Genomic DNA, 14833 nt, shown 5'->3' with positions numbered 1-14833 from the left:
GCGGCGGTGAAGGGTTCGTTAGGCGACAGGGGCTAGGGTCGCCATTCCGACCGGTGCGCGAGCGAGAGCGATCACAAGCACATGCCCCTGCTTTCAGACTTCTTCACCCGTGTGCATGACCCGGCACAGGTGCTCCTGGCGCTGATCGCGCTGGGCGTCACCGCCGCCACCACCTTCTACTGCGTGGCGCACACGATCGAGCAGGAACCCGGCGCGCGGACCAACCGGCTGTGGCACGCGGGCACGGTGCTCTGCGCCGGGCTGGGCAGCTGGGGGGCGCTCTTCACCGCGGTGATCGGCTACCGGCCGGAACTGGCGCTGCACTTCCTGCCCGGATACGTGATCGCCTCGGCCGTCTCGCTCACCTGCGCGATGACGGTCTCGCTGCTGCTCGTGCTGATGCTGCCGCCGCGCTGGGGCACACCCTTGTCCGGCCTGGTCTCCGCGACGGGCATCTGGGCGGCGCATTACCTGGGCTTTGCCGGGCTCTCGGGCTGGGAGGCGGAATTCGGCTGGGCCACCTCCCTGACCGGGTATCTGTCGGCCTGCCTGTGCTGCGCGCTGTCGGGACATTTCGCCCGCCGCGGCCGCGCGGCGGACCTCATCCGCGCCGGGCTGTGCTTCTGGCTCGGCGTCATGCTGCTGCATTTCCTCAGCACCTCCGGCATCGGGCTGAGCTTCGCGGGCTACGGGCCGGGCGGCTACAGCCGTGCGGAGATGGCGCGCGTGCAGTATTTCGAGGCGCTGGCCTTCGCGGTGCTGATCTGCTGGCTGGGGGTGATGCAGTTCCGGCGCATGGTGCGGCTGCGGCGGCTGGAACTCGCGGTCCGCTTCGCCGGGGACGGGGTGATCATGCTCGACACCCAGCGCCGCATCCTGTGGGCGAACGCGGCGGTGGAGCGTCTTACCGGCTACGATTCCGCCGAGCTGCAGGGCAAGCGCCCCGAGCACATGTTCTCCGGCGGCCGCGGTGCCGAACGGCGCGGGGCCTTCAGCGCCGCCTCGATGCGCGGCGAGGCGGTGGAGGAGGTGTTCGGCCTGCGCCGGCGCGACGGAAGCCACCTGTGGTGCGCGGTGAGCAGCCGGCCGGTGTTCGACGCGCACGGCCGCATCGAGCTTCTCGTCGAGACCCTGCGCGACGTCACGGCGGAGCTGGAGGCGAGCCGCTCGCTCGCCCAGAGCCGCATGATCGGCCGGCGCCTCACCCGCGTGGCGATGCACGCCTCCGATCTCGTGTGCATGTCCCGGCCGGGGCAGGGGGTGTTCTGGGCCAACACCGCCTTCCTCGCCCGGGTGAACCGCTCGATGGACGAGGCCAGGGGCCAGGAGATCGACACGTTGCTGGACATCCCGGACGCGGGCGAGGAGGCCCGGAGCGCCCGCGCCGCGACCATGATCGGCGAGAGGCGGGTGAGCTACGAGACCGAGGCCTGCAGCGGCACGCTCTGGCTGTCGCGCACCGACATGCTGCACGAGGACGAGGACGACGGCACCTGCATCGTCTCCATCAGCCGCGACATCACCCGCGAGAAGATGCGCGAACGCGCGCTGCGCGAGGCCAACCGCCAGATGGCGCGCCAGGCCCGGCACGACCTGCAGAGCGGCCTGCCGAACTGGCGCCGGGTGACCGAGTTCATCAGCGAATGCGCCGATGACGGCGGAGGCTTCACCCTCATCCTGCTCGGGCTCGACGATTTCCGCCAGGTGGTGGACACCTTCGGCCATGTCGCCTCGCACAACGTGCTGCGCCAGGCCGGCGAGCGCCTGGCGGAGGAGTTCGGCCCGCTCTGCCTCGTGGGGCGCAGCGGCGGCGACGAGCTGGCCATCGTGCTGCCCGAGGCCACGAGCGAGCGCGAGCTGGCGCTTGCGCAGGGCATCTGCGCCATCGAGGTGGTGCAGCGCTCGATCCCCACCTCCGCCGGGGCCTGCCGCCTGCGCGCCAGCGCCGGCGTCCGGCTGGTGGAGGACGGGCGCAGCGCCGTCCCGGGGGCGCTGGTGAAGGACGCGGCGCTGGCGCTGAGCGAGGCGCGCCGCCAGCGCGAGCAGGCCGTGGTCTACTGCGACGAGCTCGCCCGGCGCCAGGCGAGCCGCACCCGCGTGGGGGCCGAGCTGGTCTCTGCGGTCGAGCGGCAGGCCTTCGAGCCGTTCTTCCAGCCGCAGGTGACCCTGGAGGAAGGCGCCCTCGTGGGCTTCGAATGCCTCGCGCGCTGGCGGGTGGACGAGAAAACCGTGCGCGGGCCGGACAGTTTCCTCGATTTCGCCGAGCGTGGCGGCCTGATGTCGGAGATCGAGCGCTCGATCCTGGTGAAGGCGCTGGACGGGCTGCAGGACTGGCGGAGCGCGGGCTTCGCGGTGCCGCGCCTGTCGGTGAACGCCTCGGTGAGCCACCTGCGCCAGCCCAATTTCGTGAACCACCTCAAATGGGAGCTCGACCGGCGCGACCTTGTCCCGGCCGATCTCGCGGTCGAGGTGCTCGAAACCACGCTAATCACCGAGGATGACGACCCCGCGGCGCGCAACATCGCCCGGCTGCACGAGGCGGGCTTCATCGTCGAGCTCGACGATTTCGGCACCGGGCACGCGGCGCTGGCCAATCTCTCTCGCCTGCGCATCCACAGCGTGAAGCTCGACCGCTCGCTGGTGAGCCCGCTGGCCCACGACGCGCGGATGACCGCGATCGTCCGGGCCATTCTCGCGCTTGCCCGCGAGCTCGGGATCACCGTGATCGCCGAGGGCGCGGAAACCCCCGCCGACCTCGCCCGCCTGCGCGAGCTGGGCTGCCGGGTGGTGCAGGGCTACGCGATCGCCCGCCCGATGCCGGCCGACGCGGCGCGCGCCTGGCTCTCCGAGCGCGAAAGCGCCCTCCGCCGCATCGGATGAGGCACCCGCGCAGGCACGGCCGGCCCCGCACGGGGTCGCGCCGGCCGGGAGGGCGGGAGCCTGCCTGCGCGCAGCGGCGAAAGCAGGACCGGGGCCCGGGAAGCCGGCCCGACCGCGAGGCGGCTGGCCGGGCGCTGCGCGCCGGCGCCCGCCGCCGTGGACCTCCCCGGGGACCGGGAGGCCCGGAAGGTGGCGGCGCGCCGCCCCGGGAAAGGCCGGGCCGGTGAAAACCGGGATTGATCTTTGCGTGCCGAGGCCGGAACCTGCCGGGCACGCAATCGGGAGGGTATGCGATGTCCTTTGTCTTCCAGACCACGCGCTCGGTGCTGTGCGAGCCGGGCAGCAGCGCGCGGATCGGCGAGCTCGCCGCCGGGCTCGGCTGCCGCAAGGTGGCCTTCATCACCGACCGCACGGTGCTCGAGCTCGGCCTCGCCGCGGCGGCGCTCAACGGGCTGAAGGCCGCGGGCATCGAGGTCTGGGTCTGCGCCGAGGTGCAGCCCGACCCGCCGGAGAGCATCCTGCTCGCCGCGGTGGAGGAAGCGAAGCGCCAGGGCGTGGACGGCGTGGTCTCGGTGGGCGGCGGCTCGTCGATGGACACGGCCAAGCTCGTCGCGGTGCTCACCCGCGCGGAGCAGCCGCTGTCTCAGATGTACGGCGTCGGGCTCGTCACCGGCGAGCGCCTGCCGCTCATCCTCGCGCCCACCACCGCCGGCACCGGCTCGGAGGTGACGCCGATCTCGATCATCACCATCGGCGAGAACGACAAGAAGGGCGTGGTCTCGCCCCAGCTGCTGCCGGACTGGGCGGTGCTCGACGCCGAGCTCACCATGGGCCTGCCCCGCGCCGTGACCGCCGCCACCGGCATCGACGCCATGGTGCATGCCATCGAGGCCTACACCACGAAGCTCAAGAAGAACCCGGTGTCGGACTGCCTGGCCCGCGAGGCGCTGCGCCTGCTTGCCGGCAACATCCGCACCGCCTGTTTCGAGCCGGGCAACGTGGAGGCGCGCTCGAACATGCTGCTGGGCTCGATGCTTGCCGGCATGGCCTTCGCCAACGCGCCCTGTGCGGCGGTGCACGCGCTCGCCTACCCGCTGGGCGGCTTCTTCCACGTGCCGCACGGGCTGTCCAACGCCCTCGTGCTGCCCTTCGTGCTCGACTACAACATGCCGGTGGCCGAGACGCTCTACGACGAGATCGCCCCGATCATCTTCCCCGGCAAGCGCGGCGCCGACCTGCCGGGCGCCTTCGTGGCGCTGCGCGAGGAGCTGGGCATGCCCACCACCCTGCGCGAGGTCGGCATCAGCCACAACCACCTGCCGATGATGGTGGAGAACGCGATGACCCAGACCCGCCTTCTGGTGAACAACCCCCGCGAGATGACCCCCGAGGCCGCGCTCGACGTCTACGAAAAGGCGCTTTGACCCGGGCAACCTTAACATGTTAAGCATGCCGCCGAACGGGAGGACGGCATGCAGACATACACCACCGGCGAGGCCCTCGTCCGGGCGCTGATCGACCGCGGGATCGACACGATCTTCGGCATCCCCGGCGCGCATATGTACGAGTTCAATGACGCGCTGGCGCGGGCCTCGAACCGCATCCGCTTCATCCACACCCGGCATGAGCAGGGCGCGGGCTACATGGCCTACGGCTATGCGAAATCCACCGGCCGGCCGGCGGCCTTCACAGTGGTGCCGGGGCCGGGGGTGCTGAACGCGGGGGCGGCGCTGTGCACCGCCTATGCCGGCAACGCGCCGGTGCTCTGCATCACCGGCAACATCTTCGCTGACCTGATCGGGCAGGGCCGCGGCCAGCTCCACGAGCTGCCCGACCAGCTCGCCACCCTGCGCAGCTTCACCCGCGGGGCCTGGCGCATCGACCACCCGGCCCAGGTGCCGGCGAGGGTGGAGGACGCCTTCCGCGCCCTGCTCGCCCCCCGCCCCGGCCCGGTGGCGCTGGAGGCACCCTGGGACGTGTTCGGCCAGTCCGCCGCCTTCGACATGCCGGCCCCCGCGGCCCCGCCCGCCCTTCCCGCGCCCGACCCCGCGACGCTGGAGCAGGCCGCGGCGCTTGCCGCGCAGGCGAAGCGCCCGCTCATCATGGTGGGCGGCGGCGCGCAGGATGCCGGGCCCGAGGTGCTCGCCCTCGCCCGCAGGCTCGACGCGCCGATCACCGCGCATCGCTCCGGCAAGGGCGCGGTGGCGGAGGACGACCCGCATTTCCTCGATGCCGTCGCCGCCTGGGAGTACTGGCAGGAGTGCGACCTGCTGATCGGCATCGGCAGCCGGCTGGAGCTGCAGTTCATGCGCTGGAGCTGGCAGCCCGAGGGGCTGAAGACCATCCGCATCGACACCGACCCCACCGAGTTCGTGCGCCTGCCCGCCGACGCAGGCCTTTACGCCGATGCCGCCGCAGGGGCCGCCGCCCTGATGCCGCTGGTGCCGCAGGCCGCGCGCGGGGCCGATCTCGCCGGCTTCCGCGCCCGGGCGCGGGCCGCCATCGAGACCGTGCAGCCGCAGATGGCCTGGCTCGACGCCATCCGCGCCGTGCTGCCGCGCGACGGCATCTATGTCGACGAGATCAGCCAGATGGGCTTCACCGCCCGCTTCGGCCTGCCGGTCTACACCCCGCGCGGCTACATCTCGAGCGCCTACCAGGAAAACCTCGGCTTCGGCTTCATGACCGCCCTCGGCGTGAAGGTGGCGCACCCCGACCGCGCGGTGGTGCAGGTGTCGGGCGATGGCGGCTTCATGTTCGGCGTGCAGGAGATGGCGACCGCCGTGCAGCACGGCATCGGCGTGGTGACCATCGTCTTCGACAACGCCTCCTACGGCAACGTGCGCCGCGACCAGGTGGAGCGCTACGGCGGCCGCCTGCTGGGCGCCGAGCTGCAGAACCCCGATTTCGTGGCGCTGGCGCAGAGTTTCGGCATGGCGGCGGAGCGGGTGGAGCGGCCCGAGGCGCTGGGCCCGGTGCTCTCCGCCATGCTGGCCTCCGGCGCGCCGGGGCTCATCGTGGTGCCGCTCGCGCGCGGGCAGGAGGCCTCGCCCTGGCCCTTCGTGATGCCGAGGCGCCCGGGCTGAGGCCGCTTGGCAGGCGGGGCGGTTTCGTCTATGTCGCGGGGCTGAGAGCCGCGAGAGGAGAGCCGCCGATGTTTGCCAACACCTTCCCCGACCGGGCCGAGATGGCCGAGCTGACGGCGCGCATGCTCCTCGAGATCGGCGCGGTGCATTTCCGCGCCGACGAGCCCTACACCTTCACCTCCGGCCTCAAGAGCCCGGTCTACACCGACTGCCGCAAGATCATCTCCTACCCGCGGGTGCGCTCGGCGCTGATGGATTTCGCGGTGGCCACGCTGATGCGCGGCGCGGGCGTGGAGCGTTTCGACGCCATCGCCGGCGGCGAGACCGCGGGCATTCCCTTCGCCGCCTGGATCGCCGACCGCATGGGCCTGCCGATGCAATACGTGCGCAAGAAGCCCAAGGGCTTCGGCCGCGATGCCCAGATCGAGGGGGATATCCGCGAGGGCCAGCGGGTGCTCCTCGTGGAAGACCTCACCACCGACGGCGGCTCGAAGCTGCGCTTCGCCGAGGCGATCCGCACCGCCGGCGCCGAATGCGCCCACACGCTGGTGGTGTTCTACTACGACATCTTCAAGGACACCCGGCCGACCCTTGCCGCCAACGGCCTCACCCTGCACAACCTCGCCACCTGGTGGGACGTGCTGGCGGTGTGCAAGAAGGACGGCACCTTCGACGCCCGGACCATCGACCAGGTGGAAGCCTTCCTGCACGCGCCGCTGGAGTGGTCGAAGGCCAATGGCGGCGTGTACGAGCTGCCGAAGTAACCCCGCGCCCCGGCGCGCCGGGCCCGACCCGGCGCCTCCCGGCCGCCACCGGGCGCTGCGGATCGGTCAGGGGCCGTCAGGCGTCCATCGAGCCGCCCGACCCGGGCTGATCCGACAACCCGGCCCTCCGCACCGCTGCCACGGTCGGCTCCGCGAGGCCCCGGGTCAGGCCCGGGGCGCGGCGGCTCAGGCCCCGCGCGGGCGCTCCTTCTCCACCGGGTTGCGCAGGCTGCCCACGCCCTCCACCGTCACCTCCACCACGTCGCCCTCCACCAGCCATTTCGGCGGGTCGAAGCGCGCTCCGGCGCCGGTGGGCGTGCCCGTCGCGATCAGGTCGCCCGGCAGCAGGGTGGCGAAGCTCGACACGTATTCGATGATGCGCTCGAAGGGGAAGGCCATCGAGGCGGTGGTGTCGGACTGGCGCAGCTCGCCGTTCACCCGGGTCTCCACCCGCATGTCGTGAATGTCGACGCCCTCGGGCGCGGTCTCGATCCAGGGGCCGAGACCGCCCGAGCGGTCCCAGTTCTTGCCCGGGGTCACGTTGAACTTGCCGTGGCGCACCCAGTCGCGGATGGTGCCCTCGTTCATCACCGTGAAGCCGGCGACATGGTCCATCGCCGCCGATTGCGGAATGCGGCGCCCGGCCGTGCCGATCACCAGAACGATCTCGCCCTCGTAATCGAGCTGCTCCGACTCGGGCGGCACAAGAACCGCCTGGCCGTGCGGCGAGAAGGACAGTGGATTTCGCACGAAGAGGGAGGGGTATTTCGGCGCGTCTGAGCCGTCCTTGTACTCCTCGTTGCGGTTCATGTAGTTCACGCCCACGCAGTAGATCTTCTCCGGGTCGGGGATGGGCAGCGCGTGTTCCACCGCGTCATGCGCGTGGTCGGCCGGCACGCGCGCGGCCAGCGCCTCCGCCTCGGCCAGCCGGCCGCTCTCCAGGATCTCGCGCACCGAGGCGCCCTCCATCCGCACCGACAGGTCGATGATGCCCTCCGGCACCCAAGCGCCGGCATGCAGCACCCCGTTCAGCCCGAAGCTCAGCAGTCGCATCGCGTTCTCCCCTTCCTGCCCGCCGCGGCCCGGCAGATTTTCCTTGTCTTGCGTCCGGCTTTACACTTAACGTGTTAAGGAAAGCGGGATCAAGAGCAAAACCCGCGGCCCGGCGCGAGCTCTGTCGGGCGAGGGAGGGGCAGGGGCCGCCGCGCGGCCCGGAATGCTTCGGAAAGGACGGATATGAGCGAGCTTGCGGGCAATCTGGCACGGCTGGAGGGCTATCTTGCGCGCTTCCGCGAGAGCGGGGTGCAGAATCACATCAACGGCCGGGCCTGCGAGGCCGCCTCCGGCGCGCGCTTCGACACGCATTCGCCGGTCGACGGCAGCCTGATCGCCGGGGTGGCGCGCGGCGGGGCGGAGGATATCGACGCCGCGGCGAAAGCGGCGAAATCCGCCTTCCCGGCCTGGCGCGACATGCCGGGGCGGGAGCGCAAGGCGCTCCTCCACCGCATCGCCGACGCCATCGAGGCCCGGGCCGAGGAGATCGCCTTCTGCGAGTGCTGGGACACCGGCCAGGCGCTGCGCTACATGTCGAAGGCGGCGCTGCGCGGGGCGGAGAACTTCCGCTTCTACGCCGACCGCGCCCCTGCGGCGCGCGACGGCCAGGCCCTGCCCTCACCCACGCTGATGAACATGACCGCGCGTACCCCCATCGGGCCCGTGGGCATCATCACGCCGTGGAACACGCCCTTCATGCTCTCCACCTGGAAGATCGCCCCGGCGCTGGCCGCGGGCTGCACCGTGGTGCACAAGCCGGCGGAATTCTCGCCGCTCACCGCGCGGCTGCTGGTGGAGATCGCCGAGGAAGCCGGCCTGCCGCCGGGCGTCTGGAACACCGTGAACGGGCTCGGCCACGAGGCCGGCGTCGCCCTCACCGAGCACCCCGACATCCGCGCCATCGCCTTCATCGGCGAGAGCCGCACCGGCGGGCAGATCCTCTCGCAGGGCGGCCCCACGCTCAAGCGCACCCATCTCGAGCTCGGCGGCAAGAACCCGGTGATCGTCTTCGACGACGCCGATCTCGACCGCGCGCTCGACGCCGTGCTGTTCATGATCTACTCGCTCAACGGCGAGCGCTGCACCTCCTCCAGCCGCGTGCTGATCCAGAACACGATCCACGACGATTTCGTCGCCCGCCTCGCCGAGCGGGTGAAGCGGATCCGCGTCGGCCACCCGCTCGACCCCGCGACCGAGGTGGGCCCCCTGATACACCCCGTCCATTTCGACAAGGTGAAGAGCTACTTCGACGTGGCCCGCGCCGATGGCGCCACCATCGCCGCCGGCGGCCGCGCGCTCGACGGCCCGGGCTGTTTCGTCGAGCCCACGCTGTTCACCGGCGCGCGCCAGGACATGCGCATCGCCTCGGAGGAGATCTTCGGCCCCGTCCTCACCGCAATCCCCTTTTCCACCGAGGCGGAGGCGCTCGAGATCGCCAACGCGGTCGACTACGGCCTCACCGGCTATGTCTGGACCTCCGACGTCACCCGCGCCTTCCGCTTCACCGAGGCGCTGGAGGCCGGGATGATCTGGGTGAACTCGGAGAACGTGCGCCACCTGCCCACCCCCTTCGGCGGCATGAAGGCCAGCGGCATCGGGCGTGACGGCGGCGACTGGTCGTTCGATTTCTACATGGAAACCAAGATGATCGCCTTCGCCACGGGCGAGCACCGCATCCCGCGGATCGGGCTCTGAGCCGCGCCGGACACAAGAAAAAGGAGACATCGAGGAAATGCCCCTGCCCAAGCCCGAGCTCTACCCGCCGTTCAACATCATCCGGCTCAGCCATGTCACCTTCGACGTGACCGACCTCGCCGCCTCGCGCGCCTTCTACGTCGACACGCTGGGCCTGCAGGTGACCGACGAGACAGCCGACACCATCTGGCTGCGCGCGATGGAGGAGCGCGGCCACCATTGCATCGTGCTGCGCCGCGCGGCGCAGGCCGCCACCGAGGCCCTCTCCTTCAAGCTCTTCGACGAGGACGACCTCGACCGCTGCGCCGCCTGGTTCACCGCGCGGGGCAAGCCGGTCACCTGGGTCGAGCGCGCCTTCCAGGGCCGCACCCTGCGCACCGAGGATTGCCACGGCATCCCGCTCGAGTTCTACCACCGCATGGACCGGCTGCCGCCCATCCACCAGAAATACGCGCTCTACCGCGGGGTGAAGCCGCTGCGGATCGACCATTTCAACTGCTTCTCGCCCAACGTCGACGAGAGCGTGGCCTTCTACGCCGCCTTCGGCTTCCGTGTCACCGAATACACCGAGGACGAGGCCTCGGGCCATCTCTGGGCCGCCTGGATGCATCGCAAGGGCGGGGTGCACGACATGGCCTTCACCAACGGCCGCGGCCCGCGCCTGCACCACGTGGCCTTCTGGGTGCCGACGCCGCTCAACATCATAGACCTGCTCGACCTGATGGCCACCACCGGCTACGTCTCCAACATCGAGCGCGGCCCGGGCCGGCACGGCATCTCCAACGCCTTCTTCCTCTACATCCGCGACCCCGACGGCAACCGCGTGGAGATCTACTGCTCCGACTACCAGACAGTCGACCCCGACCTCGAGCCGATCCGCTGGGACCTGAAGGACCCCCAGCGCCAGACCCTCTGGGGCGCGCCGGCGCCGCGCTCCTGGTTCGAGGAGGGCTCGCTCTTCACCGGCGTCACCCCCCGCGCCGCCGAGCTCGACGCAACTCCCATCGTAGCACCATGACCCCCCGCACCCACCACCGCCCGCGCCGGGCCAAGCGGCCCGCCCGGGCCGCGACCACGCCCGCCGAGCTGCGGGGGCAGCGCCCCCTCGGCGAGGCGGGCGTTCCCCGCGCATCGGCAAGGACCCCGCGATGACCTGCACCCTCACCACCGCCGAGATCGACGCCGCCGTGGCAGCGCTCGACACCGCCGAGACCACCCGCCGCCAGACCAGCCTGCTCTCGCTGCAGCACCCCGGCATGACCATGGACGACGCCTACGCCGTGCAATCGGCCTGGGTCGCGCGCAAGAAGGCCGCCGGCCGGCGGGTGATCGGCTGGAAGATCGGCCTCACCTCCAAGGCCATGCAGGCCGCGCTCGGCATCGACATCCCCGACAGCGGCGTGCTGCTCGACGACATGTGGTTCGAGGACGGCCAGGTGGTGCCGGCCGACCGTTTCATCCAGCCGCGCATCGAGGCCGAGATCGCCTTCGTGCTGAACGCCCCCCTGCGCGGCCCCGGTGTCACGGTCTTCGACGTGCTCGCCGCCACCGAATACGTCACCCCGGCGCTGGAGATCCTCGACACCCGCATCTTCCGCGCCGACCCGGAGACGAAGCGTCCGCGCACCATCCTCGACACCATCGCCGACAACGCGGCGAACGCCGGCATCGTCACCGCCGGCCGCCGCATCGCGCCCGATGCCACCGACCTGCGCTGGATGGGCGCCATCCTGTCGCGCAACGCGGAGGTGGAGGAAACCGGCCTCGGCGCCGGCGTGCTCAGCCACCCCGCGCGCGGCATCGCCTGGCTGGCGAACCGGCTCGGGGACTACGGCGAGGGGCTCGGCGCCGGCGAGATCGTGCTCGCCGGCTCCTTCGTGCGCCCCGTCGAGGCCCGCCACGGCGACACGATCACCGCCGATTACGGCCCCTGGGGCAGCATCAGCCTGCATTTCGCCTGAAATCCGCCCGGGGCAGGGGACGCCCCTGCGGCCCCTGCCGGTCGCGGGCCGGACACCGGCTCGGGAGCAGCGCGCCGTCAGACCGGACCTGCCGGGGTGGGATTGCACCGCCCCGGCGCGGGCGCCTCACATGGCCGAGGGCGTGCGGGTGTCGCGCTCCACGAGGGCCTCGTAGAGGCTGCGGATGCGGCGGGTGATCGGGCCGGCGCCGTTGGTGCCTGCCTCGCCGATGCGCCGCCCGTCGATCTCGGCCACCGGGGTCTGGGCGCCGAAGGTGCCGGTGAGGAAGGCCTCCTCGGCGCCGTAGGTGTCGACCAGCGAGAAATTGCGCTCGAACACCGGGATGTCATTGGCGCGGCACAGCTCGATCACCCGGCGGCGGGTGATGCCGTTCATGCAGTAGTCGCCGGTGGAGGTCCACACCTCGCCGCCGCGCACGATGAAGAAGTTGCAGGCGTTCGTGGTGTTCACGAACCCATGCGGGTCGAGCATCAGCCCCTCGTCGGCGCCGGCCTTCTCGGCCTGGATGCAGGCGAGGATGCAGTTGAGCTTGGAATGCGAGTTCAGCTTCGGGTCCTGGCTCATCGGCAGCCCGCGCACCTGCGGCACGGTGGCAAGGCGGATGCCGCGCTCCATCAGCGCGGGGTCGGGGCGCGAATGCTCCATGATGATCACCATCGTGGGCCCCGAGCGCGACAGCGAGGGGTGCTGGAAGGGCCGCACCTTCACGCCCCGCGTCACCATCAGCCGCGCATGGACATGGTCCTGCATGGCGTTGGCCACCCGGGTTTCCTCCAGCGCCGCGGCGATGCCGGCCCGGTCGAGCCCGATGTCGAGGTCGATCGCCTTCGCCGCCTCGAACAGCCGGTCGAGATGGTCGTCGAGAAAGGCCCAGCGGCCGTTGTGCAGCCTCAGCCCTTCCCAGATGCCATCCCCCAGCATGAAGCCGGAATCATAGACCGAGACCATCGCCTCGGCGCGCTTCTTCAGGGTGCCGTTCACCCAGATCAGGATATCGGCGTTGCGCGGGTCGTCCTCGGCGTCATGGGTGGTGCGTTCGTCTGTCATGTCCTGTCCTGCGGGGCGCGGGGGGAAAAGGCGCCCGCCGCCCGCGCCCCGGGGCGGAGGCCGGGCCCGCGGCGCGGCCGCGCTCAGTCGGGCTGCTTCACCCGGTGGCCGCCCTGGAACATGCCGCGGATGTCGACGGTGGAGCAACGGCCCAGGTCGTCGAAATGCTGGTCGAGCCAGGCCTCGGCCGTCATCCGGCCGATGTCGCGCAGCCAGGTGAGGAAGGCCCATTCCGCGTTGAGCTTCGAGGAGGCGCCGAGCGGGTTCAGCACCTCCTGGTTCTCGATCACGTGCACGTCGAGATAGCGGTACTCCGCCGGGTCCAGCCGCCCGGCGTCGATCAGCCGGCGCACGAACTCTATCGCGCGCAGGTCCTTCTGCAGCGAGGCGTTGAAGGTGATCTCGTTGATCCGGTCGGTGATCTCGTGCGCGGTGGTGGGCGTGCCCGCGCGCAGCATCGGGTTGATCTGGATGAGCACGATGTCCCGCGTGTCCTTCACCTCGTAGAAGGGGAACATCGAGGGGTTGCCCATGTAGCCGCCGTCCCAGTAGGGCACGCCGTCGATCTCCACCGCCTGGTAGAGATAGGGCAGGCAGGCGGAGGCCAGCACCATCTCCAGCGTCAGTTCCTCGCGGCGAAACACCTTCACCCGCCCGGTCTCGACATTGGTGGCGGAGATGAAGAGCTGCACGTCGTGGCAGCGGCGCACCCGCTCGAAATCCACCACTTCGGCGAGCAGGTCTGACAGCGGGTTCAGGTTCAGCGGGTTGGACTGGTAGGGCGAGATCACCCGGCTCATCGCGTCCATCACGTGGTAGCCGAAGGAATTGTTCAGCGACCAGTCGCCCATCAGCACGTTCAGCGGCGAGCGCTGGATGGGCGAGAGCCGGGCGGCCTCGGCGGTCTTCTTCCAGAAGCGATGCAGGAATTCGCGGGCGCCCTCGCGGCCGCCCTCGAACAGCCCCTCGGCCATGACCACCGCGTTCATCGCCCCCGCCGAGGTGCCGGAGATGGCGGATACCGCGATCCGCCCGTCCTCCAGCAGCTTGTCGAGCACTCCCCAGGTGAAGGCCCCGTGGGAGCCCCCGCCCTGGAGGGCGAGGCAGACGGGCTTGGTGGCCATGCCGTGCATGAAGGGCTCCTTCGTGTTACTCCGCGGTCCAGCCACCATCGATCGAGAGGTGGGCACCGGTGATGTTGCGCGCGCCGTCCGAGCACAGGAAGCAGGCCAGGTCGGCGATTTCCTCGACAGTCACGAATTCCTTGGTGGGCTGGGCGTCGAGGATGACGTCGCGCTTCACCTGTTCCTCGGTCATGCCGCGGGCCTTGGCGGTGTCGGGGATCTGCTTCTCCACCAGCGGGGTCCAGACATAGCCCGGGCAGATGGCGTTCGCGGTCACCCCGGCGGTGGCCAGCTCCAGCGCCACGGTCTTGGTGAAGCCGACGATACCATGCTTGGCCGCGACATAGGCGGACTTGAAGGGCGAGGCCACCAGCCCGTGCGCCGAGGCGATGTTGATCATCCGGCCCCAGCCCTTCTCCTTCATCCCCGGGATGGCGGCCTTGGAGGTGTAGAAGGCCGAGGAGAGGTTGAGGTTGATGATCGCCTGCCATTTCTCGTCGGGGAAATCCTCGACCGGGGAGACGAACTGGATGCCGGCGTTGTTCACCAGGATGTCGACGGAGCCGAATTCCTTGAGCCCGGCGTCGATCAGCTCCTTGCAGCCCTCCGGCGTCATCAGGTTCGCGGCCGAGTAGATGGCGCGAATCCCGTGCTCCTTCTCGAGCCCGGCGCGCAGCTCTTCCACGTCCTCGGGTTTCTCGATGCCGTTGAGCACGACATTGGCGCCTTCCGCGGCGAAGCGGCTCGCGATGGCCTTGCCGATTCCGCTGGAGGAACCGGTGACGACTGCGGTCTTGCCCTTGATCATGAGACGTCTTCCTTGCGTTCTGTGATGGGCTGTCCGTGAGCGACAGTCCGTGCCGCAGCGGGTGCCCGGCACACAGTAGCATCTAGGAATGCCGCGGCGCAAAAAAACAGCCCCCCGGGTTGAATTCCCGCGCATTCCTATCACGTTCGTGAGGCGAAAAGGCTTGACCCGCCGGCCACGCGACCGGCGGGAAAAAGAATCTCTGTCCCCTGTCATTTCCCTGTTGCGGGTGTTTTTGATTCTGCCTATAAGCCGCCCTCACCGGAGACGAGGCGGCGACGCCGGCGGGAACGGGAGCGGATCTGGGACGGTTCGCAGCTCTTTGAAATGATTGGAAGAAGAAGGGATATGCGGGGTGTTCGGCTCGTTTCGACGAGAGGAACTTCGCATATCG

Annotated in this window: 11 protein-coding genes; 7 read left to right on the top strand and 4 right to left on the bottom strand. The window is 70.3% G+C overall.

Annotated elements, in window-relative coordinates:
- The first annotated feature begins 81 nt into the window (after positions 1-81).
- From D3P35_RS24335 to D3P35_RS24320, 4 genes are all read left to right on the top strand, one after another.
- The gene (locus D3P35_RS24335) at positions 82-2880 is read left to right on the top strand and encodes an EAL domain-containing protein (protein ID WP_118138533.1); all 2799 of its coding nucleotides are present in this window, start codon (positions 82-84) and stop codon (positions 2878-2880) included.
- A gap of 293 nt (positions 2881-3173) precedes the next feature.
- A complete protein-coding gene (locus tag D3P35_RS24330) occupies positions 3174-4304 on the top strand; it encodes an iron-containing alcohol dehydrogenase (protein ID WP_118138532.1) in 1131 nt (376 codons plus the stop codon).
- A gap of 48 nt (positions 4305-4352) precedes the next feature.
- Entirely contained in the window at positions 4353-5966 is a 1614-nt protein-coding gene (locus tag D3P35_RS24325) for a thiamine pyrophosphate-dependent enzyme (RefSeq protein WP_118138531.1), read from the top strand.
- A 68-nt stretch (positions 5967-6034) separates the two neighbouring features.
- Positions 6035-6730: an orotate phosphoribosyltransferase gene (locus D3P35_RS24320; protein ID WP_118138530.1), complete on the top strand. Its 696-nt coding sequence runs from the start codon at positions 6035-6037 to the stop codon at positions 6728-6730.
- Positions 6731-6916: 186 nt separating this feature from the next.
- Here the strand turns inward: D3P35_RS24320 and D3P35_RS24315 are convergent, their stop codons facing one another.
- Positions 6917-7783, bottom strand: a complete 867-nt coding sequence (locus D3P35_RS24315) for a fumarylacetoacetate hydrolase family protein (protein ID WP_118138529.1) — start codon at positions 7781-7783, stop codon at positions 6917-6919.
- Between the two features lie 183 nt (positions 7784-7966).
- Between D3P35_RS24315 and hpaE the strand changes: the two genes are divergently transcribed.
- From hpaE to hpaH, 3 genes are all read left to right on the top strand, one after another.
- The gene (gene hpaE / locus D3P35_RS24310) at positions 7967-9478 is read left to right on the top strand and encodes a 5-carboxymethyl-2-hydroxymuconate semialdehyde dehydrogenase (protein ID WP_118138528.1); all 1512 of its coding nucleotides are present in this window, start codon (positions 7967-7969) and stop codon (positions 9476-9478) included.
- A 37-nt stretch (positions 9479-9515) separates the two neighbouring features.
- The gene (gene hpaD, locus D3P35_RS24305; RefSeq protein WP_118138527.1) at positions 9516-10496 is read left to right on the top strand and encodes a 3,4-dihydroxyphenylacetate 2,3-dioxygenase; all 981 of its coding nucleotides are present in this window, start codon (positions 9516-9518) and stop codon (positions 10494-10496) included.
- Between the two features lie 130 nt (positions 10497-10626).
- On the top strand, positions 10627-11439 hold the full coding sequence (hpaH, locus tag D3P35_RS24300) for a 2-oxo-hept-4-ene-1,7-dioate hydratase (protein WP_118138526.1): 813 nt from the start codon (positions 10627-10629) through the stop codon (positions 11437-11439).
- Between the two features lie 126 nt (positions 11440-11565).
- Here the strand turns inward: hpaH and D3P35_RS24295 are convergent, their stop codons facing one another.
- The 3 genes from D3P35_RS24295 to D3P35_RS24285 all read right to left on the bottom strand — a co-directional run bounded on the left by D3P35_RS24295 (position 11566) and on the right by D3P35_RS24285 (position 14439).
- On the bottom strand, positions 11566-12507 hold the full coding sequence (locus tag D3P35_RS24295) for an aminotransferase class IV (protein WP_118138525.1): 942 nt from the start codon (positions 12505-12507) through the stop codon (positions 11566-11568).
- 83 nt (positions 12508-12590) lie between these two features.
- A complete protein-coding gene (locus D3P35_RS24290; protein WP_232830621.1) occupies positions 12591-13640 on the bottom strand; it encodes a patatin-like phospholipase family protein in 1050 nt (349 codons plus the stop codon).
- Between the two features lie 16 nt (positions 13641-13656).
- Complete coding sequence (locus D3P35_RS24285) at positions 13657-14439, bottom strand: 3-hydroxybutyrate dehydrogenase (protein WP_118138524.1); 783 nt, start codon at positions 14437-14439, stop codon at positions 13657-13659.
- Positions 14440-14833: the final 394 nt, after the last annotated feature.

Origin of the sequence: Oceanicella sp. SM1341 (genome assembly GCF_003448965.1) — a bacterium.
In the GTDB taxonomy this organism is placed as follows: Bacteria; Pseudomonadota; Alphaproteobacteria; order Rhodobacterales; family Rhodobacteraceae; genus Paroceanicella.
The sequence above is the reverse complement of the archived record's forward strand: the minus strand, read 5'-3'. Positions and strand labels throughout refer to the sequence as shown.